The following is a 26,656-nucleotide window of genomic DNA, read 5'->3' as shown; positions in this document are numbered from 1 at the left end:
ATGGCAATGAATAGCATGAGTTGGGTTCGTGGTTTCAACGCATCGATTGGTCTGCTGGCGCCACATGCCCTGGCCAGCAAGTTGCGCCGGGAGTTTATGACGCCACACACCTTGCCGCCGCGGGATTGGGAATTGCCGCTGCTGGCGCAGGCCGAGCGCATCACCCTGCGTTTCGGTCTGTCCGCGCTGCGTTGGGGCAGTGGGCCAGCCGTGTTGTTGATGCATGGCTGGGAAGGGCGGCCGACGCAGTTTGCCGAGCTGATCAAGGCTTTGGTCAATGCTGGCTACGGCGTGGTGGCGCTGGATGCTCCGGCTCATGGCCGTTCGCCTGGGCGCGAGGCCAATGTGGTGCTGTTTGCCCGTGCCTTGCTGGAGGCTGCCAGTGAGTTGCCACCACTCAAAGCAGTGATTGGTCACTCCATGGGCGGCGCTAGCGCCTTGCTGGCCACTCAGTTGGGCTTGCGCACTGAGGCGCTCGTCAGCATTGCCGCGCCCAGCCGAATTCTGACCATGCTGCGGCGCTTCTCGCACTACATGGGGCTGCCGCGCCAGGCCCGCGCGCACTTTGTCCAGTTGGTCGAAGAGCAGGCAGGGATTCCTGCAGGGCAACTTGATAGCGCGCACTATCAACTGGATTTTCCCGGACTGGTCGTGCATGCGGTGGACGATCCGATGGTGCCGTTCAGCGAGGCAGAGGCCATTCACCAGAGCTGGTTCGACAGTCGTCTGCTGCGCCTCGAGTGTGGTGGGCATCAGCGCGTATTGGCTGATCCGCAGGTGGTGCAGGCCGTGCTGACGCTGTTGGCGTCGTTGAATCAGGCATCGTCCAAGGCGCTCGCCTCGTAGCCAATAACCCGGTTACGCCCGGCGGCCTTGGCTTGATAGAGCGCTTGGTCAGCGTGCCGTAACAGCTGCTCGCGTTCGCTGTTGGGGCCTGGCGTGAGCGTGTACACGCCGATGCTTAGGCTCATGTCGATACTCAAACCCTGGTGCATGCAGGGATGACTGGCCAGGTCTGCGCGAAGCTGCTCGGCCAGGTCCATGGCGCCAGATTGGTGGGTGTCGCAGAGCACGGCTGCAAACTCCTCACCGCCAAAACGTACCAGTAGGTCATTACTGCGCATGCGCTGCTGCATGCGCAGGGCGGCGTGCTGCAAGCAGGCATCGCCGACCAGGTGGCCGTGCAGGTCGTTGACCTTCTTGAAGTGATCCAGGTCCATCATCAGCATTGAAATCGGCCGCTGGCTGCGTTTGGCCTGGGCCAGCAGACGCTCCAGTTCTTCGTCGAGCACCTGACGATTGAGGAGCCCGGTCAGGCTGTCGCGACGACTCAGTTCGGCCAGCTGACGGTTGGCAATCGATAGTTCCTGCAGGGCCTGTTGCAGGGAGGCGGTGCGCTCCTGCACGCGGGCTTCCAAGCCTTCGTTAATTTGTTGTTGCAGGTTCAGGCTCTTGGCCTGCTCCAAGCGCAGCTGGTGCTCGTTGGCAAATAGCTGAGCTTGAGCTTCTTGCTGGGCGTTTTGCGCAAGCCGAATGCGTAAGCCAAGGGCAATTGAAAAGATCACCAGCTCAAGCAGGCTGCCGATCTGCTGGGCGTGCAGGGTTAGCAGCGAATTGGCGAGCAAGCCGGTGCCGCTGATCACGCTGAGCAGGCTGGCGATAATCAGTGCTGACCAGCCCAGGGCAAACAGCTTGGCCGGCGGGTAGCCATCGCGCCAGCGCAGCACGGTGAAGATGCAGCCGAAAATTGCACAGACCAGAAGCAGCACGAAACTGCCGATTAACGCGACGAGGTAGGGCGCTGCCACAGCCAGTGCCATCACCAGCAGGCTGCAGCCAATTAGGCCGTGGCAAATCCAGCTGTAAGCCCGATGGTGGTTTTTGAGGTCGAGCACGCCATGGGTGAACAGTACGCCGAACAGTGTCGCCAGCGCCGAACTGAACGGGAAACTCATCTGCTGCCAAGTCAGTGACTCGGGCCAGAACCATTGCAGGGCGAAGCCTAACTGGATGAACTGGTAAAAGCTGAAGCTGGCGACAAACAGGCTGTACCAGAGGTAGTTACGGTCGCGGGTGATGATAAAAATCGACAGGTTGTAAATCATCATCACCAGCAGCGCACCAAAGAACAGGCCCTGGAGCAGCAGCATGCGTTGTTCATACTGGTTGAAAGCCTGGCTGCTCATCAGGCTTGCGCTGAGGTTGGCCGAGCCGTCGGTCTGCATGCGCAAGATCAGCTCACGTTCTTCCCCGGCAGCCAGGCTGAATGGCAACACCAGTTGGCGGTGATTGACCCAGCGTTGGTGGAACGGCCGCTGATCGCCCGCCTGGTACACCCGGCCGTCGTCCAGGCCGTAGGCGTCCAGGGTGTCGAGCAGCGGATTACCGATCAACAGCACCCAGTTGATGGCGTTATCAGCCGGGTTGTGCAGGCTGAAACGCAACCAGTAGGCGTGTGTGCTGTAGCCGAAACTGGCATCGCGACGGGCTACCGGTTGCCAGGCCGATTCAGGCAGCTGGCGAACACTGTGAATGTCCGCCAGGCCTTCGGGGTCAGCCCAGACATGCATGGCCGGGCCTGGCAGTAGCGGGGTATCGCTGGCTAGAAGCGGCAGGCTGGAGGCCTGCGCCAGTGTCGGCAGCAACAGCAGTAGGAGTACGCGCAGCAACACAATCAAAAGAGGCATTCCATGGCAAGGATGTTGGCGACACGACAAAGGTGCATTATTACGCGGCCTTATGACATACCGATAGCTTCTCCGGGGTCGCTTATGAGCCAAAATTTGTTGCATTGCTATGCTCAGCGCGACGCTTGTCTGCATGCGCTGGCTGCTGATCTGTCAACGCAGATTCGGGCCACACTGGGGCAGCTGCCTCGCGCCGGTCTGATCCTGCCCGGCGGCAGTAGCCCGCAGGCCTTATTGCCCCTCTTGGCGCAGCAGTTGGACAGCGAGCGGATTGACCTCAGTCCCAGTGATGAGCGCTGGGTGCCATCGCAGGCGGCCGAAAGTAATTGGCAGTTGTTGCATCAGGGTCTGCCGCAGGCTAATTGCCTTGACCCACGCCAAGGCGCAACGCTTGAACAATCGGCATTGAGCTGGGGCGAGCAGTTGGCGCAGTGGCCGTCGTTTAGTGCAGTGTTGCTGGGCATGGGTGAAGACGCGCATGTCGCCTCGCTGTTTCCCGGTATGCCCGGCCTGGCTGCTGCGCTGGATCCGCAAGCTCAACCCGCAGCCTTGCCAGCCCTGGCCCCGCAAGAGCCACGCGAGCGGTTGTCGCTGAACCTGGCGATGCTGCAGCGTGGCCAGTGGCTCGGCTTGCTGGCGTTCGGCGAGCGCAAGCGCAAGCTGATTGATGCCGTGCTGGCGGATCAACCTTCGGCTCGCGAGTTACCGCTGTATGCTTGGCTGCAGCGCAGTCCGTTGCCGGTAAATATCTACTGGGCACCCTGAGAGCATGTTGAGGTCTGCTGCATATAGGCGCTGCCGCGTTAGAGCAGTGGCTAAGCCGTTACACTGCAAGCCTATACCTCATCGAGAAAGGGAATAGTCATGTTGCATCCGGTTGTTGAGCAGGTGACCGCCGCACTGGAAAAACGCTCGGCCAAACGCCGCGAGCGCTATTTACAGCGCTTGACCCAGGCTGCCGCGCGCACCGCACATCAGGCCCTGGGCTGCTCCAACCTGGCTCATGCCCTGGCGGCGCAACCCGATGATGCGCGGCTGATCATGAAACAGGGCGGCTCGCCGCATGTCGCGATCATTTCCAGCTACAACGATCTCCTCTCGGCCCATGCGCCGCTCAGGGACTATCCCGAACGTTTGAAAGTGGCGCTGGCCAAGGCCGGCGCGACCTCGCAGTTCGCGGCTGGGGTACCGGCCATGTGCGATGGCATTACCCAGGGCGAAGGCGGCATGCAACTGTCGCTGTTCTCCCGCGACCTGATTGCCCAGGCTGCCGGCATCGGGTTGACCCACGGTATTTTCGATGGCGCGCTGTATTTGGGAGTGTGCGACAAGATCGTCCCCGGTCTGCTAATTGGCGCGCTGCATTTCGGTCATCTGCCGGCCGTATTCGTGCCGGCCGGGCCCATGCAATCGGGGCTGCCGAACAAGGAAAAAGCCGCGGTCCGCCAGCGTTATGCTCGTGGCGAAGCCAGTCGTGATGAGCTGCTGGCTGCCGAGTTGGCTGCCTACCACCAGGCCGGCACCTGCACCTTCTATGGCACGGCCAATACCAATCAGTTGCTGATGGAAGCCATGGGCCTGCACGTGCCGGGCAGCGCCTTTATTCACCCCTATACACCGCTGCGCGATGCCATGACCGATGAGGCCGCACGCCTTGTGGCGCATAACAGCCGCCAGGGCGAGCGCTATCTGCCGGTCGGTCAGCAGATTGATGCGCGGGCGCTGATCAATGCGGTGGTGGCTTTGCTTGCCAGCGGCGGCTCAACCAATCACACCTTGCACCTGCCGGCCATCGCTCGAGCAGCGGGCTATGAACTGAGCTGGGATGATTTCGCCGCGTTATCCAAGGTGGTGCCGCTGCTGGCGCGGGTTTATCCGAATGGCGCGGCGGACGTGAATCAGTTTCAGGCCGCCGGTGGACCGGCCTGGCTGCTGCGTGAACTGCTTGGCGCCGGCTTGATGTATGACGATGTAGCCACCGCCGCCGGACATGGTTTACGTGCCTACACCCGCGAGCCCTGGCTGGAGGGCGAACGTCTGGCCTGGCGTGACCTGCCGGCACAGAGCCCGGCGCCGGATATTGTCCGGCATGTGGCTGAGCCTTTTGCTGAGGAGGGCGGGCTGGTGCTGCTGGCAGGCAACCTGGGGCGCGCCATCCTGAAAACCTCAGCGGTGGATCCGGCGTTCTGGCACATCCACGCCCAGGCGCGCATCTTCGATTCGGAAGCAGCTGTGCAGGCGGCCTACAGCGCCGGCGAGCTGCAAGGTGACCTGGTGCTGGTGGTGCGCTTCCAAGGCCCACAAGCTAATGGCATGCCTGAGCTGCACAAGCTGATGCCGTTGTTGGCCAATTTGCAGCAAGCCGGCCAGCGGGTGGCCCTGGTGACCGATGGGCGGATGTCTGGTGCTTCGGGGCAGGTTTCCACCGCCTTGCACGTCACCCCGGAGGCGGCGGCCGGTGGTCCCTTGGCGCGGTTGCAGGACGGTGATTGGTTGGTACTGGATGCGCAAAATGGTCTGCTGCAGGTGGAACTGAGTGAGCAGCAATTGGCCGCGCGGCCATTGGCATCTGCCAGTACCGAGCTGGAATTGGGTTATGGTCTGGAAATGTTTGCTGCCCAGCGCCGCCTGGTCGGGTCGGCTGAGCAGGGCGCCAGCAGCCTGTTTGAAGACTGAACGCGACAATTGAATTTGAGAGCGGGGAACAAGGCATGAGCCTGACGATGGATGTGGTGCTGCAGCAGGCCCGCCCGGTGTTGCCGGTGCTGGTGATTGAAGACATCAGCCTGGCGGTGGACCTGGCCCGTGCGCTGCACGCCGGTGGCATCCGCGTGCTGGAAGTGACCTTGCGCACGCCGCGGGCATTGGATGCCCTGGCGGCGATGCGCAAGGAACTGCCGGATCTGTTGATTGGCGCCGGCACAGTGATCCACGCCGAGCAGTTTCTCGAAGCCCGCGATGCCGGTGCGCAGTTTGCCGTCAGCCCTGGCTGCACTGAACGTCTGGCTGCGGCCGCAGAGGATTCCGGCCTGCCGTATCTGCCGGGTGTGATGACGCCGTCCGAGGTGCTGCTGGCGCTGGAATACGGCTACCGCTCGCTCAAGCTGTTTCCGGCCGATGGCGCCACCAGCATCAAGATGCTCAAGAGCTTTAAAGGCCCGTTTACTGGTATTCGCTTCTGCCCAACCGGCGGGGTAACCCCGGATAACCTGTTGGGCTTCCTGCGCTTGCCCAACGTGGCTTGTGTCGGCGGCACCTGGATCGCGCCAAGTAACCTGGTGCGCGCACGTGCCTGGGATCAGATCACCCAGCTGGCAGCCGAGGCGCGCGCCTTGGCCGGTAGCCTGGAGCAGTCGGCATGAGCTGGGAGCTGAGCAACCCCTTTGTCATTGATATTCAGGTCACGGCCGAGGACATCGACGGCCTTGGCCATGCCAATAATGCGGTCTACGTCAGCTGGTTGGAGCGCTGCGCCTGGCGCCATTCGCAGTTTTTGGGGCTGGACCTGGCTGAGTACCGCCGCCTCGACCGCGCCATGGCCGTGCTGCGCCATGAGATCGACTACCTGGCCAGCGCCTACGAAGACCAGCAGCTGCAGATGGCTACCTGGATCGTCGAGTCCGACCAGCGCCTGAAGATGGACCGACGCTTCCAGCTGATTCGCCCGGAAGATGGCATGACCCTGTTGCGCGCGAAAACCACTTTTGTCTGCATCGAGCTGTCCAGCGGTAAGCCCAAGCGTATGCCTCCAGAGTTTGTTGAGGGTTATGGCGCGGCCTTGCAACCCCCATTTCCCATGGAGCTGTGACGCGCCGTTGGGCTAATGCCTGAGCGTTTCACCATCACGCCGCGTACACTACGCGGCGTTTTTCTAGCTGCGGCCTTTAGCTAACGCGCGGCACAGCATCTTCAAGAGACTGCCTATGCAAATCGCCCTGGCCCCGATGGAGGGGTTGGTCGACGAAATCCTTCGCGATGTGCTCACTCAGGTGGGTGGCATCGATTGGTGCGTGACGGAATTTATCCGGGTGACCGAGCGGGTCTTGCCCGTCAGCACCTATGAGAAGCTCGCACCGGAATTGTTCAGCGGCGCGCAAACGGCCGCCGGCACGCCGCTGCGCGTACAGTTCCTCGGCTCCGATCCAGCCTGCCTGGCCGACAACGCGGCGTTTGCCTGCACCCTCGGCGCGCCTGTGATCGACCTCAACTTCGGCTGCCCGGCCAAGACGGTGAATAAGTCCCGTGGCGGCGCGGTATTGCTCAAAGAGCCCGAGTTGCTGCATGCCATCGTCCGTGAAGTGCGTCGTGCGGTGCCAGCCGCGATTCCGGTCACGGCGAAAATGCGCCTGGGTTTTGATCACAAGGACTATGCCCTGGAGTGTGCCGAGGCGCTGGCCGAGGGCGGCGCGGCGCAGATCGTGGTGCACGCGCGAACCAAGGTTGAAGGCTACAAGCCGCCGGCACATTGGGAGTGGGTGGCCCGGGTACAGGACGTGGTCAAGGTGCCGGTATTTGCCAATGGCGAGATCTGGACACTGGATGACTGGCGGCGTTGCCGTGAGGTCAGTGGGGTTGAGGACATCATGCTCGGTCGTGGCCTGGTGGCGCGTCCTGACTTGGCCCGGCAGATTGCCGCTGCCAGGGCAGGGCAGGACGTGGTTGCCATGAGTTGGGCTGAGTTGCAGCCGCTGCTTGCGGATTTCTGGCTGCAGGCGCGGCGCAAAATGTCACCACGCTACGCACCGGGTCGGCTCAAACAGTGGTTGGCTATGCTGACACGCAGCTACCCCGAAGCCACCGAGCTGTTCAATCTGCTGCGCCGCGAAAACGACTGTCTGCGCATTGATGGCTTGCTCGGTATCCAGTTTGCCGAGGTAGAGCCTGTCGAGCAGGCCAGTGCCTAACGATCTGCCAGCCCTTACTGCCGTTCTGGCGCTGTGCATAACATGCTGCACTTGAAATTTTTCTGAGTCACCACATGTTCAGTGGTGTGGGATGCCGAAGTCGGGTCCTGCGCTTATTCACTCGCTGAACCTCAGGAGATTTTTATGAGCACTGCATTTTCCATGACACCGCTGTTCCGTCAGTCCGTTGGCTTCGACCGGTTTAATGATCTGTTCGAGTCGGCCATGCGCAACGAGGCAGGTAGCAGCTATCCACCCTATAACGTCGAGAAGTATGCCGACGATCAATACCGCATCGTGGTTGCGGCTGCGGGCTTCCAAGAAGACGATTTGGAGCTGCAGGTCGAGCGCGGCGTGTTGACCGTTAGCGGTGGCAAGCGCGATACCAGCGCCGAGAACGTCACATACCTGTACCAGGGCATCGCTCAGCGCGCCTTCAAGCTGTCGTTCCGCTTGGCCGACCATATCGAGGTCAAGGCTGCCAGCCTGGTCAACGGCCTGCTGAATATCGACCTGGTGCGTATCGTGCCGGAAGAGGCAAAAGCCAAGCGAATTCCAATTGGTGCTGGTCGCACTGTGCTGCAGAGCTAAGCAGCGTTGCGGTTAACAACAAGGGCACCTGCGGGTGCCCTTGTTGTTTTACAGGGGCGCCGGTATGCGGTTGTCGTGCAGCAACTGGCGGAACTGCTGCAGTGGCACAGGCCGGCTGAACAGGTAGCCCTGATAGTGGTGACAGCCCTGTTGCTGGAGAAACTCCAACTGATCGACCTGTTCAACCCCTTCTGCAATCATGCCCAAGCCCAGGCTGCGGGCCATGGCGACGATTGCGCGGATAATCTCGGCATCGTTGGCATCCAGGGTGGCGTCGCGCACGAACGACTGATCAATCTTCAGCACATCCACCGGCAGGCGCTTGAGGTAGGTCAGCGAGCTGTAGCCGGTGCCAAAATCGTCCATGGCGAAGGTCACGCCGAGGCGCTTAAGGCGGTTCATCTTGGCGATGGTGTCGTCGATGTTCTGGATCACGATGCCTTCGGTGATTTCCAGTTTGAGCATCTGCGGCGGCAGGTGGCTGTTGGTCAGGCTGCTTTCTACTCGGTCAACAAAGTCATGCTGACGGAACTGTCGAGGGCTGATGTTGACGCACAGGCTGAACTGCGCGGCGTTGACCATGCCCTGCTCAATCAGGCGGGCGCAGGCGTGGCAGGCTTCGGCAAGCACCCATGCGCCGACTTCAAGAATCAGCCCGCTTTCTTCGAGCACATGGATAAACAGCGCCGGCGACTGCGGCCCGAGGGTTGGGTGCATCCAGCGCAAGAGGGCTTCGGCCCCGATAATCTGGTTGTTCCGTGCATCCACCTGAGGCTGAAAGTACAACTCGAATTCACCCCGGGCGAGCGCCAGGCGCAGGTCGTTTTCCAGGCGCAGGCGCTCGCTGGCAGCCTTCTGCATGGTGTTGCGAAACAGTTGGATGCAGTTGCGGCCCGAATCTTTGGCCCTGTACAGGGCGATATCCGCACGCTTGAGCACATCGGATGGTGTATCGCCGTGGTCAGGCACCAGGGCGATGCCAATGCTGGGCGTGACTTGCAGTTGGTGGCCGTCGAGCAGCATGGGTTCGGCGAGTAAGTGGCGCAGTTTTTCCGCCAGGGCGCGGACCTGTTGCACGACCTTTGAACGCTTGCCTTCCAGGCCGGAAATCAGCACGACAAACTCGTCGCCACCCAGGCGTGCCACCGTGTCTTCCTGACGTACGCTGGATTCCAAGCGCGCCGTCACCAGCTTGAGCACCGCATCGCCGACGGGATGGCCGAGTGAGTCGTTGATGTGTTTGAAGTGGTCCAAATCAATAAATAGCAGGGCGCCACGCAGTTCGTGGCGTTTGAGCAGGGCGATTTGCTGGGTCAGGCGATCAAGCAGCAGTGCACGGTTGGGCAGGTTGGTCAGCGAGTCGTGGTAAGCCAGGTGCTGCACCTGAGCCTGGGCTTCCTTGAGCTCGCTGATATCTCGGGCGGTGAGCAGCAGGCAGGGCGTGTTGTTTAGCTCGATGGGTTCAACCGACACCTCAACCAGCTTGATCGTGCCGTCGCGGTGCTTGCCGTGCATTTCCATGTGGTAGACATGACCGTCGCGCTGCAGCCGCTGGATCATCGCGTCACGCTCAGCCAGGTCTGCCCAGACATTGAGCTCCATGGCGCTGCGCCCGATCACCTCGTCAATGTTGTAGCCGGTTAGGCGACCGAAACCTTCGTTGACTTCGATATAGCGGCCGCTGTCGCGTTCGGTAATGGTGATGGCGTCGGGGCTTGAGTGGAACGCCAGGGCGAACTTTTCCTGGCTGGCCTGCAGCTCGGCCTGGGCTTTCTGCCGTTCGCTGATGTCACGGAAGGTGGTGAGGATGCAGGGTTGGTTATTCAGCAGCAGGGGTCTGGTGGACACCACGCAGGTGATCACGCGCCCTTGTTTATCGAGGTAATCCGCCACTTCGTTATGCAGGCTCTTATCGCGTTCGAGCTTGTCGTACAGCGCGGTTCGCACGTCGAGGTTGGCCCAGAAGTTCAGCTCGGTCATGCGCCGGCCGATAATTTCCTCGGGCTGCCAGCCGAAGGCCTGGCTGAAGCTTGAGTTGATTTCCATAGCCACGCCGTCCGGCAGGGTGGTCAGGGCGACGGGGTCGGGGCTGGCTTGGAACAGGTTGGCGAATTTGGCTTCAGAAGCGGCCAGGCGTTGTTCGCGGCGCACACGCTCGCTGATATCGATGAGGATGCCGGCCATGCGTTCAGGTTTGCCGTCGGCGTCGCGGTAGAGCTTGGCGGTGCTTTCCAGGTAATGCACCTCCTTGTTGCCGTATACCGCGCGGTAGGTAACCTGGTAATCCTCGGTGAGTCCCTGCGCCAAGTTATTGAAGTGCTTGCGCATTGCGTGACGATCTTCCAATGGGACGCAGCTGAAGAACTTGCGAAAATCATCATGGAAGGGCTCATCTGCCAAACCGTGTAGTTTTGAGGCGCGCGCGGAGCCAAACAGCATATTGCTGGGGATGTGCCAGTCCCACGTGCCGAGGTCGGCCGAATCCAGGGCCAGATTCAGGCGCTCCTGGCTGTCATGAAGATCGCGCTCCTGCTGGCGTTGCTGGGTAATGTCACGCAGCGACAGAACCAGGCATGGAATGCCATCCAGGATAATTTCGCCGCCAAACAGCAGGTTCCGGCGAATACTGCCATCGCGGTGGTAGAGCGGTACTTCCAGGCCGTTGAGAGTGTTGCTTTTGACCGCATCCATCATCCGTTGGCGATCTTTGAGGCAGGCCCAGATGCCCATTTCTAGCGAGGTGCGGCCTAGGGTCTGTTCGCTGGTCCAGCCGAATTGACGTTCGAAACCTGCGTTGATTTCGATAAAGCGGCCGCTGGATTTCTCCGTGATAACCACCGCGTCCGGGCTGTAATTGAAGGCCTGGGCGAACTTTTCCTCGCTGCTGCGCAGTGCCTGTTCGCGTGCTTGCTGGTTGCTGATGTCGCGGATGACACCAATGACACGCTGCTTGCCATCGGCGTCCAGTTGCAGGCTGCCGCTGATCTCCAGCCAGTGCAAGCTGCCGTCCGGCCAGCGAATACGGTGGCGGAAGGCACGGTTGCTGGGGTTGCCGGCAAGCAACTGCTCGAAGAGGCGCAGCACATCTGGGCGGTCTTCCTCGGGAATCAGCTCGATATAGTCGATGCGTTTTTTCAGCGGTTGCTTGGGGTCGAGGCCGAACAGCGCCTGTGCTCCGCGTGACCAGCTGACCCGACCGCTTTCGATGTCCCAGTACCAAGTGCCCAGTTTGGCGCCGTTAAGGGCGCGCAACAGGCGCGGGGCATCGTTCCAGGCGCTTTCGAATTCGGCAGGATCCAGTGCCGGGATAAACGGCAGTGGCGGACGGCGATCACTGGATTTAGCCACGACCAACTCTTCCTTTGTATGCGTGGGTTTCCTGGTCGCTGGCTGAGCTACGGGGCTGAGTCATGCAGAAACCTTTCTTATCGTTATAAGCCCACGTTAGCCCCTAGTCGCTGGCCATTGCAAGGCCATCACGCTGAGCATCCAGCAGGTTCATAAAGGCCCGCGCGGCGTTGGAAAGGGTGCGCTCAGTGTGGCTGATATAGCCCAGCTGACGGATCAGTTGAATGCCCGGCAAGGGCAGGCGCGCGACCTGTTCGTCGAGCATGGTGCGCGGCAGCACGCTCCAGGCCAGGCCGATGGAAACCATCATCTTGATGGTTTCCAGGTAGTTGGTGCTCATGGCGATATTCGGCGTCAGCCCCTGGGCCTCGAACAGGCGCCGCACGATATGGTGGGTAAAGGTGTTGCCGCCGGGAAATACCGCCGGGTGGTGTGCCACATCGGCCAGGCTGATCGCCTTGCTACGTGCCAGTGGATGCTCGGGGGCAGCGACGAAATCCAGCGGATCGTCCCACACGGCCACGGCATGCACCGGCTCACGGGTTTCCGGAGCCAGGGTGATCACCGCCAGCTCGGCGCGGCCATGCAGGACTTCTTCATAGGCCACCTCGGAGTCGAGAAACTGGATATCCAGTGCCACCTGCGGATGCGCCCGGGTAAAGGCGCGCAACAGCGGCGGCAGGCGGTGCAGGCCGATATGGTGGCTGGTGGCCAGGGTTAGGCGGCCGCTTATCTCGCCATTCAGATTGGTCAGCGCGCGGCGCGTATCATCGAGCACATTGAGAATCTGATAAGCCCGTGGCAGCAGGGCGCGGCCGGCCTCGGTCAGGCTGACCTCGCGGCCCAGGCGATCGAACAGGCGCACACTCAGTTGTTGTTCCAGGCTGGCGATGCGTTTGCTTACGGCTGGTTGAGTCAGGTGCAAGCGTTCCGCCGCCTCGGAGAAGCTGCCCAGCTCGGCGATGGCAATAAAGGCATTGAGGGTGGCGAGGTCCATAGTGCTGCTCCTGGGATGGGCGACGTGCGACATGTGACGTGCAGTGTGCGCAACTTAATCGCACTTGTATTCCACTGGGGAATGCTTTGAATGAAAAATATGAATTTGAGTAATTTAACTCAAGCCCATAGGATTACCCCATAAGCCAAAGGGCTATTTGCCCAGGCATAGAAACAGGTTGATGAGGGATAGCGGATGGCCGGCAAAACGCTGTACGACAAGCTCTGGGAAATGCATGAAGTGAAGCGCCGCGACGATGGTTCGTCGCTGATCTACATTGATCGGCATATCCTCCACGAAGTGACCTCGCCCCAGGCATTTGAGGGCTTGCGTCTGGCCAGCCGTAAACCGTGGCGCATCGACGCCAACATCGCCACCCCGGACCACAACGTGCCGACCACCAAGGCCGAGCGTCAGGGTGGCCTGGAAGCCATCGCCGATGAAGTGTCGCGGATTCAGGTGCAAACCCTGGATGAGAACTGCGATGACTTCGGCATCCTCGAATTCAAGATGAACGATATTCGCCAGGGCATCGTTCACGTAGTTGGCCCAGAGCAGGGCGCGACCTTGCCGGGCATGACCGTGGTCTGCGGCGACTCGCACACCTCCACCCACGGCGCATTCGGCGCGCTGGCACATGGCATCGGCACCTCTGAGGTCGAGCATGTGCTCGCCACCCAGTGCCTGGTGGCCAAGAAGATGAAGAACATGCAGGTGCTGGTCGAAGGCAAGCTGCCGTTCGGCGTGACCGCCAAAGACATCGTGCTGGCCGTGATCGGCAAAATCGGCACCGCCGGCGGTAACGGCCATGCGTTGGAGTTTGCTGGCAGCGCAATCCGCGACTTGTCGCTGGAAGGGCGCATGACCATCTGCAACATGTCCATCGAAGCCGGTGCCCGCGTGGGCCTGGTGGCGGTGGATGAAAAAACCATTGCCTATGTCGAAGGTCGTCCGTTTGCCCCGAAAGGCGCCGATTGGGCCGCCGCTGTGGCGCAGTGGCAGGACCTGGTGTCCGACGCCGATGCGCATTTCGACACCGTGGTTGAGCTGCGCGCCGAAGACATCAAGCCGCAAGTCAGCTGGGGCACTTCGCCGGAAATGGTCTTGGCGGTTGACCAGAACGTGCCGGATCCGGCTGCCGAAAGCGACCCGGTGAAGAAGGATTCGATCATCCGCGCCCTGAAATACATGGGCTTGCAGGCCAATCAAGCGATCACCGATATCCAGCTGGATCGCGTATTTATCGGCTCCTGCACCAACTCGCGCATCGAAGACCTGCGCGCCGCTGCTGAAGTGGCCAAGGGCCGCAAGGTCGCCAGCACCATCAAGCAGGCGATGGTGGTGCCGGGCTCCGGCTTGGTCAAAGCCCAGGCGGAACAGGAAGGGTTACACCACATCTTTATTGAAGCCGGTTTTGAATGGCGCGAGCCTGGCTGCTCCATGTGCCTGGCGATGAACCCGGACAAACTCGGCAGTGGCGAGCATTGCGCATCCACCTCTAACCGTAACTTCGAAGGCCGTCAGGGTGCCGGTGGGCGTACTCACCTGGTCAGCCCGGCGATGGCTGCTGCGGCGGCGGTGACTGGTCGTTTTATTGATGTGCGCGAATTGATCCAGGCCTAAGGAGCTGACGATGAAAGCCTTTACCCAACACACCGGCCTGGTTGCACCGCTTGATCGCGCCAACGTCGACACCGACCAGATCATCCCCAAGCAGTTCTTGAAGTCGATCAAGCGTACCGGCTTCGGCCCGAACCTGTTCGATGAGTGGCGCTACCACGATGTCGGTCAGCCGAATCAGGACAACTCCAAGCGCCCGGTGAATCAGGAGTTCGTACTGAACTTCGCGCGTTACCAGGGTGCCAGCGTGCTGCTGGCTCGGGAGAACTTCGGTTGCGGTTCATCCCGTGAACACGCCCCTTGGGCGCTTGAAGAATACGGCTTCCGCACAATCATCGCGCCGAGCTTTGCCGATATCTTCTTTAACAACAGCTTCAAGAACGGCCTGCTGCCGATCATCCTCAAAGAGGACGAGGTCGATGCGCTGTTCCAGCAGGCGGAAGCCACTGTCGGCTACCAGCTGACCGTCGACCTGGCCGCGCAAACCGTGACCCGTCCGGATGGCGTGCAGTACAGCTTCGAGGTCGATGCCTTCCGCAAGCATTGCCTGCTCAATGGCCTGGACGATATCGGCCTGACCCTGCAGGACAGTGACGCCATCAAGACCTTTGAAACCACTTATCAGCAGCGCAGCCCCTGGCTGTTCGGCGCAATCAAATAATCAGCGGGCGAGTGCATCCATCACTCGCCGATTAATGAGTTGAGAAAAGCATGTCCAAGCAGATTCTGATTCTCCCCGGTGACGGTATTGGCCCGGAAATCATGGCCGAAGCGGTCAAGGTGCTGAACCTGGCCAACGATAAGTACAACCTGGGTTTCGAGCTGAGCTTCGATGACCTAGGTGGGGCGGCCATCGACCGGTACGGCGTGCCACTGGCCGACGAAACCCTGGCCCGCGCCAAGGCTGCCGATGCCATTCTGCTCGGCGCCGTAGGCGGCCCGAAGTGGGACGCCATTGATCCGGCGATCCGTCCAGAACGCGGCCTGCTGAAAATTCGCTCGCAGCTGGGGCTGTTCGGCAACCTGCGTCCGGCGATTCTCTACCCGCAACTGGCCGATGCCTCCAGTCTCAAGCGCGAAATCGTCGCTGGTCTGGATATCCTCATCGTGCGTGAGCTGACCGGCGGTATCTATTTCGGTCAGCCGCGTGAAAGCAAAGTACTGGAAAACGGCGAGCGCATGGCCTACGACACCCTGCCGTACAGCGAGAGTGAAATCCGCCGTATCGCCCGCGTCGGCTTCGACATGGCCCGCGTGCGTGGCAAGAAGCTTTGCTCGGTGGACAAGGCTAACGTGCTGGCTTCCAGCCAACTCTGGCGTGCCGTGGTCATTGAAGTGGCCAAGGACTACCCGGACGTCGAGCTCGGCCACATGTACGTCGATAACGCCGCCATGCAGCTGGTGCGCGCACCGAAGCAGTTCGACGTGATGGTCACCGACAACATGTTCGGCGACATTCTTTCGGATGAAGCCTCCATGCTCACTGGCTCCATCGGCATGCTGCCGTCGGCGTCGCTGGACGCCAACAACAAGGGCATGTACGAACCGTGCCACGGCAGCGCGCCGGATATCGCCGGGCAGGGCATTGCCAACCCGTTGGCGACCATCCTCTCGGTGTCGATGATGCTGCGTTACAGCTTCAATCAGACGGTTGCAGCCGATGCCATCGAACTGGCTGTAAGCAAGGTGCTGGATCAGGGCCTGCGTACCGGCGATATCCATAGTGCCGGTACGACCAAGGTCGGCACGGCGGCAATGGGTGATGCGGTAGTCGAAGCGCTGCTTAGTCTGTAACAGGCCGTTGAAAAACGTTGGCGAGGCAGCCAGCGCAAGGCAAAAACAGGCGAGAAAGCGGAGTTTACGAGCTGTAAATGAGCATTTTGAGCCGGCTTTTAACGCAGTGATGGCAACGTAGGTGGTTTTTCAACAGCCTGGTAATCTTCCTGGCCCGTCGGAGATCTCCGACGGTCAGCTTATATAGGTGTAGTGGTTATGAAACGTGTAGGTCTGATCGGTTGGCGCGGCATGGTCGGTTCCGTGCTGATGCAACGCATGCTGGAAGAGCAGGATTTCGACTTGATCGAGCCCGTGTTCTTCACCACCTCCAATGTCGGCGGCCAAGGCCCTGCTATTGGCAAGGAAACGGCGCCCTTGAAGGACGCCTACAGCATTGACGAGCTGAAAAGCCTGGACGTGATTCTCACCTGCCAAGGTGGCGACTACACCAGTGAAGTCTTCCCGAAGCTGCGCGAAGCCGGCTGGCAGGGCTACTGGATCGACGCCGCCTCGTCGCTGCGCATGGATGACAGCTCGGTCATCGTGCTCGATCCGGTCAACCGCAAGGTGATTGATCAGCAGCTGGATGCCGGTACCAAGAACTACATCGGCGGCAACTGCACCGTCAGCCTGATGCTGATGGCGCTGGGCGGCCTGTATGAGGCTGGCCTGGTCGAGTGGATGAGCGCCATGACTTATCAGGCGGCCAGCGGTGCTGGTGCGCAGAACATGCGTGAGCTGATCAAGCAGATGGGCGCGATTAACGCCTCGGTAGCCGATGAACTGGCCGACCCGGCCAGCGCCATTCTGGATATCGACCGTAAAGTGGCCGAAGCCATGCGCGGCGAATCCTTCCCGGTCGATAACTTTGGTGTGCCGCTGGCCGGCAGCTTGATCCCCTACATCGACAAGGAACTGCCGAATGGTCAGAGCCGTGAAGAGTGGAAGGGCCAGGCAGAAACCAACAAGATCCTCGGTCGCTTCAAGAACCCGATCCCGGTCGACGGCCTGTGTGTGCGCATCGGTGCCATGCGTTGCCACAGCCAGGCGCTGACCATCAAGCTGAACAAGGATGTGCCGCTGTCGGACATCGAAGGCCTGATCAGCCAGCACAACCCTTGGGTCAAATTGGTGCCGAACCAGCGTGAAGCGAGCATCCGCGAGCTGGGTCCGACTGCTGTGACCGGTACACTGAGCGTACCTGTCGGCCGTCTGCGCAAGCTCAACATGGGCTCGCAGTACCTCGGCGCGTTCACCGTCGGTGACCAGCTGCTGTGGGGCGCGGCCGAGCCGCTGCGACGCATGCTGCGCATCCTGCTGGAGCGTTAATCGCGCGGCGCTGACTACTAAACAGGCTGGCTAAGAGGGGCGGGCTGTTGGGCGTTCGAGTCAAATCGAGTGCTCAATAGTCCGCTCCTTTGCATTTGGCGGGTGCGTCTATACAGTGCTGGGCTTATTTCTTCGAGCCTTGTCATGACTCTTTCCTTCGATATTGCCGTCATTGGCGCCACCGGCAGCGTTGGCGAAACCCTGGTGCAGCTGCTAGAGGAACGTGAGTTCCCGGTGGCCAATCTGCATCTGGTAGCCAGCGGTGAGTCAGCCGGGCGTTCCTTGTCCTACAAGGGCAAGAACCTGCGCGTACGTGATCTGGAAACCTTTGATTTTGCCAGTGTGCGGCTGGTGTTCTTCGCTGCTGGCAGCAAGGTGACGCAGAAGTATGCCGCGCAAGCTGCTGCGGCTGGCTGCGCAGTGATTGATCTGGCCAGCGGTTTGCCAGCCGCGCAGGCGCCACGAGTGATCCCCGAGGTCAATCCTGCCGTCTTAGCGAGCTTGACGGCGCCTTATCTGTTGACCAGCCCAAGTGCCCCGGGTATTGCACTGGCCGCGGTGCTGGCTGCTTTGCCTGGGCAAGTGCGCATTCAGCGGGTGACCGTGACGGCCTGCCTGGCGGTTTCCAGTCGCGGGCGGGATGGGGTGTCCGAATTGGCGCGGCAGACTGCCGAGCTGCTCAACGGGCGGGCGCTCGAGCCGAAGCTGTTTGATCGGCAAATGGCGTTTAATCTACTGGCGCAGGTCGAACAGACTGACAGTTCGGGGCACTCGGCGCTGGAGCAGCAGATTGCCGGCGAGCTTAAGGAGTTGCTGGCCTTGCCCGATTTGCAGGTTGCGGTGACCTGTATTCAGGTTCCGGTGTTCTTTGGCGACAGCCTGAGTGTTTCAGTGCAGACCGAGTCGGCCATCGACCTGACGCATGTATACGCCGCTCTGGACGCCGCGCCGGCTCTGGAATTGGTGCAAATGGATGATTATCCGACCGCGGTCGGCGACGCCGTCGGCCAGGATGTGGTCTATGTTGGCCGAGTGCGCGCCGGTTTGGCCGATCCAGCCGAACTCAATTTGTGGATTACGTCTGATAACGTGAGAAAAGGCGCAGCGCTAAACGCTGTGCAATTAGCCGAGTTGTTGATAAAACACTATCTGTAAAAGATACTTACCAAGAAATTTGAAGAATCTTTCGAGCTTGGCAATACTGGCTGAGTTAATTGCTGGATGGGGTTGCGTCTTCGGGCGTGGTAGGCAGCAATTATCAACATCCTCTCGCTGGTCGAGAAAAAAAGATAAAACAAGGGATAACGCTATGGTTCGGGTTCGCAAACTGGTGCTGGCAATCGCAGCTGCTTCGGCGCTGTCATCCGGTATGGCGCACGCGCTGGGGCTGGGTGAGGTGACCCTGCAATCGGCGCTCAATCAGCCGTTAGTGGCTGAGATTGAGTTGCTGGAAGTGCGTGACCTGGCTTCCAACGAAGTTATACCGACCCTAGCGTCCCCGGAAGCATTCACTAAAGCCGGCGTTGATCGTCAGTTCTTCCTGACTGACCTGAAATTCACCCCGGTGCTCAAGCCCAATGGCAAAAGCGTCATTCGGGTGACCTCCAGCAAACCCATGCGTGAGCCTTACCTGAACTTCCTGGTTGAAGTGCTCTGGCCGAATGGCCGCTTGTTGCGTGAATACACCGTGTTGCTGGATCCGCCGCTGTATACCCCGCAGAGCGTCATTCCTGCTGCAGCGCAAATGCCTGTAGCTGCACCAGCGCCTGCGCCACGTGTGCAAGCTCCTGCTCCTGCTCCTGCTCAGCGTCCGGCCCCAGCTGCACTTAAGCCAGTAGCGCCTGCGGCTCCGGCTGCACCTGCTGCCAAACCGCTGGAAGGCAATGAATACAAAACCACCGCCAACGACACCCTCTGGGAAATTGCCCAGCGAGCGCGTGCTGGTGGCAGCGTGCATCAGGCCATGTTGGCGATTCAGGACTTGAATCCAGATGCCTTTATCGGCGGCAACATCAACCGCCTTAAAAGTGGTCAGGTGCTGCGTCTACCCGATGAGCAACAAGTCAAGAGCCGTGCCCAGGGCGAAGCTCTCGCTCAGGTTACCGAGCAGAATGCAGCCTGGCGTGAAGGTCGCAGTGTTGCCGCCAGCGCTCGCCAGTTGGATGCCACCAAACGCACCAGCGCCGCCGCGACTCCAGCCAAGGTTGAAACTGGCGATAGCCTGAAACTGGTTGCTGCTGACAGCGGTAAAGCCACTACTGGCAGCGACAAGGGCGCAGCTGACAGCAAAGCGCTGACTGACAAATTAGCCGTGACCCAGGAAAGCCTGGATTCCAGTCGTCGTGAAAATGATGAGCTGAAAGGCCGCATGACAGACCTGCAGAGCCAGCTCGACAAGCTACAGCGTCTGATTCAGTTGAAAGACGACCAAATGGCCAAGCTGCAGGCTGATCTTGCTGCTCAAGGCCAAGCCCCAGCTGTTGCACCTGCCGCCCCCGTAGCACCGGTAGCTGAAACCCCGGCTACTCCGGTTGAGCCTGCGCCAGAGGCCGCGCCACAGGATCCAGCTGCTGCTACTCCCATAGTGCCGGCTGCTACACCTGAAACGGATTTTAACTACAGCGAAGAGCCCGCTACCCAGCCGGAGACCGCAGCGCCTGTTGCGGTAGAGCCCGCGCCGATTGCTGCTCCTGAGCCAGCTCCGGTCACCCCTGTTGCTGAAGCACCGGTAGTGGCTGAGCCGCAAGCTGAAAGCAGTACCCTTGATGATTTGTTGGCTAACCCGATTTTGCTGGGCGCTGCAGGTGGTGGTGCACTGCTGATACTGCTGGTGGCGCTGATGATGCTGTCGCGCCGCAATGCACTGAAAGAAGCCGAGCTGCAGGAAAGCTTGGCAGCTGATGACGCCCCGTCTGATCTGGATGCTGGTCTGGACCTTCAGGATGACAGCTTTGCTGGCATGGCTGATGAGTTGGATGGTCAGCAAACCGATCTGCCGAGCGAAGAACGCGTGACTGCGCAAACTGGCGATGCGTTGGGCGAGGCTGATATCTACATTGCCTACGGTCGCTTCCCTCAGGCTGCTGAACTACTACAAAGTGCCATCAATGATGAACCTCAGCGCAGTGATCTGCGTTTGAAATTGATGGAAGTCTATGCCGAGATGGGTGACCGTAATGGTTTCGCCCGTCAGGACAGCGAGCTGCGCGAGATTGGTGGTAGTGCTGCAGAGCTTGATCAGATCAAGGCGCGCTATCCGGCCATGGCAGTTGCAGCCGGTGCTGGCTTTGTCGCCGCCGCAGCTGCAGAAGAGAATTTAGATAGCTTCAGTCTGGACGATCTTGCTCTGGACGAGCCTAGCCCGAAAGCCGCTGCTGGCGATCAAGACGATGCATTCGATCTGAGCCTGGATGATCTCGAGTCTGAGCTGGATCGTGATCTTCAGGCAGCCGGTAACACGGCTTCGCTGGACGATCTGGATAGCTTGTCACTTGATGACGATCTGGACTTCAGCTCGCCGGTTGAGCAAGCCGATAACAAAGACGACGACCTGGGTTTTGACCTGAGCCTGGCTGATAGCGGCGATACTGGTCTGGATCTGAGCGGTGATCTTGCTGATTTCAGTCTGGATCTGGATACTCCGGCCAAGCCTGCGGCAGCTGCCGAAGATGACTTCCTGCTGAGTCTGGATAATGAGCTAAGTGCAGCGCCGGTCGTAGCTGAGCCAGGTTTTGATCTGCCGAGTGAGCAAGCGGGTGGTGATTTCGACTTGTCGGCTGATTTCGACCTGTCGCTGAATGATGAGGCGCCTGCGCAGCCATCAAGCGACAGTTTCGCTGCTCAGTTGGATGAAGTTAGCGCTGAGCTGGACCTGTTGTCTGATGACTTGGATCAGCCAGCGGATCTGGGTATGCCGGCAAGCACTGCTTCGTCTGGCATGGATAATGACGATGACTTCGACTTCCTCTCGGGTACCGACGAGACAGCAACCAAGCTCGATTTGGCGCGTGCCTACATCGATATGGGTGATACCGAAGGTGCTCGCGATATCCTCGATGAAGTCATCACCGAAGGTAACGAAGGTCAGCAAAGTGAAGCGCGTGAGCTGATCGCTAAATTGGTTTGATACATGTCTGATGGTCTTACTACAACGGCAGCCGAATCGGCTGCCGTTGGCGTTTTCAAGATAGCCCTGGGTGTCGAGTACAAAGGTTCGCGCTATCGCGGTTTTCAGCGTCAGCGTGCAGGTGTGCCTTCAATTCAGGAATCGCTGGAAAAAGCCTTGGCGAAAGTCGCTGGCGGCGTTCCCGTAACCCTGAGTTGTGCCGGGCGTACCGATGCTCTGGTGCATGCCAGTGCCCAGGTGGTGCATTTCAATACGCCGGTCGATCGTTCTATGCATGCCTGGGTCATGGGCGCGAACATGAATCTGCCCGGTGATATCAGCGTGACGTGGGCGAAATCGATGCCGGCGCACTTTGATGCGCGTTTCTGTGCCCAGGCGCGGCGTTACCGTTATGTGATCTATAACGACCAGATTCGCCCGGCGCATATGGCTGAAGAGGTCACGTGGAATCATCGGCCGCTTGATATCGAGCGCATGCGCCAAGCCGCGCAGTGTTTTATCGGTACCCATGATTTCAGTGCGTTCCGCGCGCGGCAATGTCAGGCCAAGTCGCCGATCAAAACGGTGCATCACCTCGAGTTATTGCAGCACGGACGGTTTATCGTGCTGGATATCCGCGCCAATGCCTTTCTGCATCATATGGTGCGCAATATCGCCGGGGTGCTAATGACCATTGGCGCGGGCGAGCGGCCGGTGGAGTGGGCGCAGGAAGTGCTGGAAACCCGTGTGCGACGTACCGGTGGAGTGACTGCGCACCCTTATGGTTTGTATTTGGTGCAGGTTGATTACCCCGAGGAGTTCGACTTGCCCAAGCGCTACTTGGGGCCGCACTTTCTTTCCGGCTTGCCTGATGTGGCGGCTGACGCCTGAAAGGCTATTTGCTAGCATCCGGCTTCCACTGAATTTATCGAGGTCATCCTGTTGTCAGCCGTTCGCAGCAAGATTTGTGGCATTACCCGCATAGAGGACGCATTGTCGGCTGTCGAGGCTGGCGCTGATGCAATTGGCCTGGTGTTCTATGCCAAGAGCCCGCGCGCGGTCACGCTGCAGCAAGCGCGCTCGATCATTACTGCTTTGCCACCTTTTGTGACCACGGTGGGCCTGTTTGTCGATGCCAGTCGCTGTGAGCTGGGTGAGATTCTCGATGCAGTGCCGCTGGATTTGCTGCAGTTCCATGGCGACGAGAACCCTGAAGACTGTGATGGCTACCATCGCCCCTATATCAAGGCGTTACGGGTCAAGCCGGGCGATGACATTGCTGCGCAGGTGGCGCTGTTCAAGAATGCCAGTGGTGTCCTGCTGGACACCTATGTGCCAGGCATTCCTGGGGGGACGGGGGAGGCCTTCGATTGGTCGCTGGTGCCTCAAGGCTTGAGCAAGCCGGTTATTCTGGCGGGCGGCCTGACGGCTGAGAATGTTGCCCAGGCCATCGCTCAGGTTCGCCCCTATGCCGTGGATGTCAGTGGTGGAGTCGAAAAGACCAAGGGCATCAAGGATGCTGAGAAGATTCGCGCTTTTATGCAGGCGGTAAAGACTGCTTAAGGTGCGCAGGGTTGATGTGACGACGCTGCTGGCTTGGCCGTCCATACCCCTGTTGCAGGTTTGATAAACGCTGCAGGCGGGCGTTTGAGGTGGCGGGTGTGTACTGCGGATAGCTTCACCGGCCCCTGAAACGACTGTACCCATGAATTTTCCCGGTTAGGCTTGGTCGCATTTAGCGCAGCCCGCCCGGTTAACAGCTTTGGAGAGTCAAGAGCATGAGCAACTGGTTGGTAGACAAACTGATCCCATCGATCATGCGTTCCGAGGTCAAAAAGAGTTCGGTGCCCGAAGGCCTGTGGCACAAGTGCCCGTCCTGCGATTCGGTGCTGTACAAGCCCGAGCTCGAAAAGACCTTGGATGTTTGCCCCAAGTGCAATCACCACATGCGTATCGATGCCCGCACGCGCCTGGATATCTTCTTAGATGCTGAAGGACGTGAAGAGCTGGGCGCCGATCTTGAGCCGGTTGATCGCCTGAAGTTTCGCGACAGCAAGAAGTACAAGGATCGCCTTGCTGGCGCGCAAAAGCAGACCGGCGAGAAAGATGCCCTGGTGTCGATTCGCGGCACCCTGGAAGGTATGCCGATTGTGACTTGCGCGTTCGAATTTTCCTTTATGGGTGGTTCGATGGGCGCCATTGTGGGTGAGCGCTTTGTCCGCGCCGCCAATGCCGCTTTGGAGCAGCGTTGCCCACTAGTGTGCTTCTCCGCATCCGGCGGTGCACGCATGCAGGAAGCGCTGATCTCGCTGATGCAGATGGCCAAGACTTCGGCCGTGCTGGCGCGCCTGCGTGAGGAAGGTATTCCATTTATTTCCGTGCTGACTGACCCCGTGTACGGCGGCGTGTCGGCCAGTCTGGCCATGCTCGGTGATGTGATTGTTGCCGAGCCCCGCGCTCTGATTGGCTTTGCTGGCCCGCGGGTTATTGAGCAGACCGTGCGCGAGAAGCTGCCGGAAGGCTTCCAACGCAGTGAATTCCTGTTGGAGCACGGCGCCATAGATATGATCATTCACCGCGCTGAACTGCGTCCGCGTCTCGCGCGTTTGCTGGCTCAGCTGACGGGTCTACCGTCGCCTGTAGCACTGCCGGCGACTGCATGACCGAGCGCTCCCTTGCCGATTGGCTGAGCTATCTGGAGCAGCTGCACCCCAGCGCCATTGATATGGGGCTGGAGCGCTCGCGGATCGTTTTGCAGCGTCTTGGCTTGTCCAAGCTGGCTCCGCATGTGGTTACCGTCACTGGAACCAATGGCAAGGGTTCGACCTGTGCGTTTATTGCCTCGCTGCTGCAAGCGCAGGGCCTCAAAGTCGGTGTCTACAGCTCACCGCACCTGTTGCGTTACAACGAGCGAGTACAGATCGCTGGCGTCGAAGCCACTGACGCCATGCTCTGTGAGGCCTTCGCTGTGGTCGAGGCCGCGCGTGGTGACACCTCACTGACCTATTTCGAAATGGGCACCCTGGCCGCCTTCTGGTTATTCCAGCAAGCTGGTTTGGATGCGCTGGTGCTGGAAGTTGGACTAGGCGGGCGCCTGGACGCAGTGAATCTACTGGACGCCGATATCGCTCTGGTTACCAGCATCGGCATCGACCACGCCGACTGGCTGGGTGATACCCGTGAGTCGGTGGCTTTTGAGAAGGCTGGTATTTTCCGTGCTGGAAAACCTGCTCTGTGTGGCGATCTTGAGCCGCCGCAGCCGCTGCTTGATCAAGTGGCACTGCTCGATACTCCATTCTTTCTGCGTGGCCGTGACTATGACCTGAGTCTGAATGCGCAGGATTGGTCCTGGTACGGCCTCAATCATCAAGGCGAAGTGCTGAAGCTGGCCCACTTGCCGCTGCTCGACCTGCCCATGGAAAACGCTGCCCTAGCTCTGCAGGCGTATGCAGTGATGCAGCTGCCCTGGCAGCCTGAGGTAATCAGTCAGGCGTTGCAGCAGACCCGGGTGACCGGGCGTCTAGATCGCAGAAGCCTCAATTGGCAGGGTAAGTCACTCACACTGCTGCTCGATGTTGGGCATAATCCCCATGCTGCCGAGTATCTCGCTCAGCGTTTGGCCAGCCGTTCGCTAGCAGGTCAGCGCCTGGCCGTGTTTGGTTTGCTGGCTGACAAGGACCTGCCCGGTGTAGTGGCGCCGTTGTTAAGCGAAGTGGACAGTTGGGCGGTGGCGGCTTTGCCGACCAGTCGCACGCGTGCAGCCAGCGAGCTGCAGGCGCATCTGCATAACAGCGGTGCGCAAGTGGCTGCTTACACCAGTGTGCAGGCAGCGCTTGAAGCTCAGTGTGAGCAGGCTTCGGATGGGGATGAAGTGCTGCTGTTTGGATCTTTCTACTGCGTGGCCGAGGCCCTGGATTGGCTGGCCCGCCAAGCCAATGGGGGCGTGCAGGATGGCTTTGCTGGATAAGGGATTGAAGCAGCGCATGGTCGGTGCGCTGGTATTGCTGGCGCTGGCAGTTATTTTCCTGCCAATGCTGTTGTCGCGTGAGGATGAGTCGCAGCGGGTGCAGGTAGACGCGCCTGAAATGCCGGCGGCTCTCCAGGCTCCCGAAGTTGAATTACAGCCTGTGGTCGTGCCTGAGCCGCAGCTATTGCCCGATGAGCCGATTGGTGCTGATGCTGAACAGAGTATGGAGTCCGGCGAACCTGTAGTGGCTGAACAGCCTGCTGCGCCCGTAACTCCAGTGACACCAGCAGCTGAGCCTGAACCTGTAGTGGCTGCGCCTTCACCTGCGCCGAGTAAGCTGGATGCCAACAGTCTGCCGATCAGTTGGTCGGTGCAGTTGGCGAGCCTGTCCAGCAGTGATGGCGCGCAGAAACTACAGAAAACCCTGCGCAGCCAGGGCTACAACGCCTATATCCGCAGCGTCGATGGCATGAACCGGGTATTTGTTGGGCCGCTGATCGAGCGTGCCGAGGCGGATCGCCTGCGTGATCAGCTCAATCGTCAGCACAAGCTCAATGGTTTTGTGGTGCGTTTTCAGCCCGAAGCCAGCTGAGTAAGCGGCTTGGCGTTCTTCGTCAAGCCGAACTGTTTGGCCCGCCACTAGGCGGGCCGGGCATTTCAGCGGTTGGCGAATCCTTTGCTTACGCCCCGCACAGGTGCTCTGCTAAAATGCAGCGCCTTTCTTGTCGGTAACCTGCATCGTGGCATTCACCTGGGTCGATTGGGCGATTATCGCCGTTGTCGCCGTTTCAAGTCTGATCAGTCTGAGCCGAGGCTTCGTCAAGGAAGCCCTGTCATTGCTTACCTGGATCATTGCTGGCGTGGTCGCCTGGATGTTCGGCGGCGCGCTGTCGCAGCACCTGGTGGATTTTATCGAAACGCCCTCGGCGCGCGTCATTGCAGGTTGCGCGATTCTATTTGTGGTCACCTTGTTGGTGGGTGCCCTGGTCAATTACCTGATTGGTGAATTGATCCGGGTGACCGGACTGTCAGGGACAGATCGTTTTCTCGGCATGGTTTTCGGCGCGGCGCGCGGAGGCCTGCTGGTCGTGGTGCTGGTCGGTTTGATCAGCCTGGCACCGGTGGAGCAAGACAGCTGGTGGCAGGAATCAGCACTTGTACCGCATTTTCTGATGGTTGCTGATTGGTCGAAAAACCTGATTCTGGGTCTGTCCAGTGAGTGGCTGGCCAGCGGCGTTACGGCGCCGGTGGAGTTACCGTTCAAAGAGGCACTGCAGCAGCCTAAACTGCCGTAAGTGCATTGCGAATCATCGTGTTTCATTGAGTAGGGGT

22 protein-coding genes are annotated in these 26,656 nt (G+C 59.9%); 19 read left to right on the top strand and 3 right to left on the bottom strand.

Annotated features, from left to right (window positions below; genetic code table 11):
- Positions 1–6: 6 nt before the first annotated feature.
- Complete coding sequence (locus HCI85_RS13735) at positions 7–846, top strand: alpha/beta fold hydrolase (RefSeq protein ID WP_167145256.1); 840 nt, start codon at positions 7–9, stop codon at positions 844–846.
- On the opposite strand, the gene HCI85_RS13730 is transcribed toward HCI85_RS13735, so the two are convergent.
- On the bottom strand, positions 816–2,687 hold the full coding sequence (locus tag HCI85_RS13730; RefSeq protein ID WP_176600637.1) for a sensor domain-containing diguanylate cyclase: 1,872 nt from the start codon (positions 2,685–2,687) through the stop codon (positions 816–818). The genes HCI85_RS13735 and HCI85_RS13730 overlap by 31 nt on opposite strands.
- Positions 2,688–2,771: 84 nt before the next feature.
- Between HCI85_RS13730 and HCI85_RS13725 the strand changes: the two genes are divergently transcribed.
- The 6 genes from HCI85_RS13725 to HCI85_RS13700 all read left to right on the top strand — a co-directional run bounded on the left by HCI85_RS13725 (position 2,772) and on the right by HCI85_RS13700 (position 8,182).
- The gene (locus tag HCI85_RS13725) at positions 2,772–3,452 is read left to right on the top strand and encodes a 6-phosphogluconolactonase (protein ID WP_167145252.1); all 681 of its coding nucleotides are present in this window, start codon (positions 2,772–2,774) and stop codon (positions 3,450–3,452) included.
- 102 nt (positions 3,453–3,554) lie between these two features.
- Positions 3,555–5,363 carry a phosphogluconate dehydratase gene (edd, locus tag HCI85_RS13720; protein WP_206677996.1) on the top strand — a complete coding sequence of 603 codons (1,809 nt, stop codon included), beginning with the start codon at positions 3,555–3,557 and terminating at the stop codon, positions 5,361–5,363.
- Positions 5,364–5,398: 35 nt separating this feature from the next.
- Positions 5,399–6,049 carry a bifunctional 4-hydroxy-2-oxoglutarate aldolase/2-dehydro-3-deoxy-phosphogluconate aldolase gene (locus HCI85_RS13715; RefSeq protein WP_090252212.1) on the top strand — a complete coding sequence of 217 codons (651 nt, stop codon included), beginning with the start codon at positions 5,399–5,401 and terminating at the stop codon, positions 6,047–6,049.
- A complete protein-coding gene (locus HCI85_RS13710; RefSeq protein WP_090252215.1) occupies positions 6,046–6,495 on the top strand; it encodes an acyl-CoA thioesterase in 450 nt (149 codons plus the stop codon). Before HCI85_RS13715 ends, HCI85_RS13710 begins: the two co-directional genes overlap by 4 nt.
- A gap of 115 nt (positions 6,496–6,610) precedes the next feature.
- A complete protein-coding gene (locus HCI85_RS13705; protein ID WP_167145248.1) occupies positions 6,611–7,591 on the top strand; it encodes a tRNA dihydrouridine synthase in 981 nt (326 codons plus the stop codon).
- Positions 7,592–7,735: 144 nt separating this feature from the next.
- A complete protein-coding gene (locus tag HCI85_RS13700; RefSeq protein WP_090252221.1) occupies positions 7,736–8,182 on the top strand; it encodes an Hsp20 family protein in 447 nt (148 codons plus the stop codon).
- Positions 8,183–8,230: 48 nt separating this feature from the next.
- Here the strand turns inward: HCI85_RS13700 and HCI85_RS13695 are convergent, their stop codons facing one another.
- Together HCI85_RS13695 and HCI85_RS13690 are read right to left on the bottom strand one after the other, a co-directional pair.
- The gene (locus tag HCI85_RS13695; RefSeq protein ID WP_167145246.1) at positions 8,231–11,530 is read right to left on the bottom strand and encodes a bifunctional diguanylate cyclase/phosphodiesterase; all 3,300 of its coding nucleotides are present in this window, start codon (positions 11,528–11,530) and stop codon (positions 8,231–8,233) included.
- A 103-nt stretch (positions 11,531–11,633) separates the two neighbouring features.
- Entirely contained in the window at positions 11,634–12,527 is an 894-nt protein-coding gene (locus HCI85_RS13690) for a LysR family transcriptional regulator (RefSeq protein ID WP_167145244.1), read from the bottom strand.
- Between the two features lie 195 nt (positions 12,528–12,722).
- Here HCI85_RS13690 and leuC point away from each other — a divergent pair, with 195 nt between their 5' ends.
- From leuC to HCI85_RS13630, 12 genes are all read left to right on the top strand, one after another.
- Complete coding sequence (gene leuC / locus HCI85_RS13685) at positions 12,723–14,150, top strand: 3-isopropylmalate dehydratase large subunit (protein WP_160087875.1); 1,428 nt, start codon at positions 12,723–12,725, stop codon at positions 14,148–14,150.
- 10 nt (positions 14,151–14,160) lie between these two features.
- Positions 14,161–14,808: a 3-isopropylmalate dehydratase small subunit gene (gene leuD, locus HCI85_RS13680; RefSeq protein ID WP_160087874.1), complete on the top strand. Its 648-nt coding sequence runs from the start codon at positions 14,161–14,163 to the stop codon at positions 14,806–14,808.
- Positions 14,809–14,858: 50 nt separating this feature from the next.
- Positions 14,859–15,941 (top strand): 3-isopropylmalate dehydrogenase, encoded by a 1,083-nt coding sequence (gene leuB / locus HCI85_RS13675; RefSeq protein WP_167145242.1) that lies wholly within the window; start codon positions 14,859–14,861, stop codon positions 15,939–15,941.
- A gap of 198 nt (positions 15,942–16,139) precedes the next feature.
- A complete protein-coding gene (gene asd / locus HCI85_RS13670; RefSeq protein ID WP_069521323.1) occupies positions 16,140–17,252 on the top strand; it encodes an aspartate-semialdehyde dehydrogenase in 1,113 nt (370 codons plus the stop codon).
- A gap of 144 nt (positions 17,253–17,396) precedes the next feature.
- Positions 17,397–18,407, top strand: coding sequence for an aspartate-semialdehyde dehydrogenase (locus tag HCI85_RS13665; RefSeq protein WP_167145240.1), 1,011 nt, complete (start codon positions 17,397–17,399; stop codon positions 18,405–18,407).
- 154 nt (positions 18,408–18,561) lie between these two features.
- On the top strand, positions 18,562–21,378 hold the full coding sequence (locus HCI85_RS13660; protein ID WP_167145238.1) for a FimV family protein: 2,817 nt from the start codon (positions 18,562–18,564) through the stop codon (positions 21,376–21,378).
- A gap of 3 nt (positions 21,379–21,381) precedes the next feature.
- Positions 21,382–22,248: a tRNA pseudouridine(38-40) synthase TruA gene (gene truA, locus HCI85_RS13655; protein ID WP_167145236.1), complete on the top strand. Its 867-nt coding sequence runs from the start codon at positions 21,382–21,384 to the stop codon at positions 22,246–22,248.
- Positions 22,249–22,299: 51 nt separating this feature from the next.
- Positions 22,300–22,920, top strand: a complete 621-nt coding sequence (locus tag HCI85_RS13650) for a phosphoribosylanthranilate isomerase (protein WP_167145234.1) — start codon at positions 22,300–22,302, stop codon at positions 22,918–22,920.
- A gap of 215 nt (positions 22,921–23,135) precedes the next feature.
- Positions 23,136–24,020 carry an acetyl-CoA carboxylase, carboxyltransferase subunit beta gene (gene accD, locus HCI85_RS13645; RefSeq protein ID WP_167145232.1) on the top strand — a complete coding sequence of 295 codons (885 nt, stop codon included), beginning with the start codon at positions 23,136–23,138 and terminating at the stop codon, positions 24,018–24,020.
- Positions 24,017–25,324: a bifunctional tetrahydrofolate synthase/dihydrofolate synthase gene (gene folC / locus HCI85_RS13640; RefSeq protein ID WP_167145230.1), complete on the top strand. Its 1,308-nt coding sequence runs from the start codon at positions 24,017–24,019 to the stop codon at positions 25,322–25,324. The genes accD and folC overlap by 4 nt, the downstream gene beginning before the upstream one ends.
- Entirely contained in the window at positions 25,308–25,916 is a 609-nt protein-coding gene (locus tag HCI85_RS13635; RefSeq protein WP_167145228.1) for an SPOR domain-containing protein, read from the top strand. Before folC ends, HCI85_RS13635 begins: the two co-directional genes overlap by 17 nt.
- 148 nt (positions 25,917–26,064) lie before the next feature.
- Positions 26,065–26,619, top strand: a complete 555-nt coding sequence (locus HCI85_RS13630) for a CvpA family protein (RefSeq protein ID WP_160087864.1) — start codon at positions 26,065–26,067, stop codon at positions 26,617–26,619.
- Positions 26,620–26,656 lie beyond the last annotated feature (37 nt).

It is taken from the genome of Pseudomonas sp. OTU750018 (genome assembly GCF_011636575.1).
Taxonomy (GTDB): domain Bacteria; phylum Pseudomonadota; class Gammaproteobacteria; order Pseudomonadales; family Pseudomonadaceae; genus Aquipseudomonas; species Aquipseudomonas peli.
The sequence above is the reverse complement of the archived record's forward strand: the minus strand, read 5'-3'. Positions and strand labels throughout refer to the sequence as shown.

Excerpts from the sequence above, each read along its gene's own strand:
- truA (WP_167145236.1), top strand. The coding sequence starts at position 21,382 with ATGTCTGATGGTCTTACTACAACGGCAGCCGAATCGGCTGCCGTTGGC.
- HCI85_RS13700 (WP_090252221.1), top strand. The coding sequence starts at position 7,736 with ATGAGCACTGCATTTTCCATGACACCGCTGTTCCGTCAGTCCGTTGGC.
- HCI85_RS13665 (WP_167145240.1), top strand. The coding sequence starts at position 17,397 with ATGACTCTTTCCTTCGATATTGCCGTCATTGGCGCCACCGGCAGCGTT.
- HCI85_RS13735 (WP_167145256.1), top strand. The coding sequence starts at position 7 with ATGAATAGCATGAGTTGGGTTCGTGGTTTCAACGCATCGATTGGTCTG.
- HCI85_RS13660 (WP_167145238.1), top strand. The coding sequence starts at position 18,562 with ATGGTTCGGGTTCGCAAACTGGTGCTGGCAATCGCAGCTGCTTCGGCG.
- HCI85_RS13725 (WP_167145252.1), top strand. The coding sequence starts at position 2,772 with ATGAGCCAAAATTTGTTGCATTGCTATGCTCAGCGCGACGCTTGTCTG.
- HCI85_RS13715 (WP_090252212.1), top strand. The coding sequence starts at position 5,399 with ATGAGCCTGACGATGGATGTGGTGCTGCAGCAGGCCCGCCCGGTGTTG.
- leuD (WP_160087874.1), top strand. The coding sequence starts at position 14,161 with ATGAAAGCCTTTACCCAACACACCGGCCTGGTTGCACCGCTTGATCGC.
- HCI85_RS13635 (WP_167145228.1), top strand. The coding sequence starts at position 25,308 with ATGGCTTTGCTGGATAAGGGATTGAAGCAGCGCATGGTCGGTGCGCTG.
- accD (WP_167145232.1), top strand. The coding sequence starts at position 23,136 with ATGAGCAACTGGTTGGTAGACAAACTGATCCCATCGATCATGCGTTCC.
- leuC (WP_160087875.1), top strand. The coding sequence starts at position 12,723 with ATGGCCGGCAAAACGCTGTACGACAAGCTCTGGGAAATGCATGAAGTG.
- leuB (WP_167145242.1), top strand. The coding sequence starts at position 14,859 with ATGTCCAAGCAGATTCTGATTCTCCCCGGTGACGGTATTGGCCCGGAA.
- asd (WP_069521323.1), top strand. The coding sequence starts at position 16,140 with ATGAAACGTGTAGGTCTGATCGGTTGGCGCGGCATGGTCGGTTCCGTG.
- HCI85_RS13690 (WP_167145244.1), bottom strand. The coding sequence starts at position 12,527 with ATGGACCTCGCCACCCTCAATGCCTTTATTGCCATCGCCGAGCTGGGC.
- HCI85_RS13730 (WP_176600637.1), bottom strand. The coding sequence starts at position 2,687 with ATGCCTCTTTTGATTGTGTTGCTGCGCGTACTCCTACTGCTGTTGCTG.
- folC (WP_167145230.1), top strand. The coding sequence starts at position 24,017 with ATGACCGAGCGCTCCCTTGCCGATTGGCTGAGCTATCTGGAGCAGCTG.
- HCI85_RS13710 (WP_090252215.1), top strand. The coding sequence starts at position 6,046 with ATGAGCTGGGAGCTGAGCAACCCCTTTGTCATTGATATTCAGGTCACG.
- HCI85_RS13705 (WP_167145248.1), top strand. The coding sequence starts at position 6,611 with ATGCAAATCGCCCTGGCCCCGATGGAGGGGTTGGTCGACGAAATCCTT.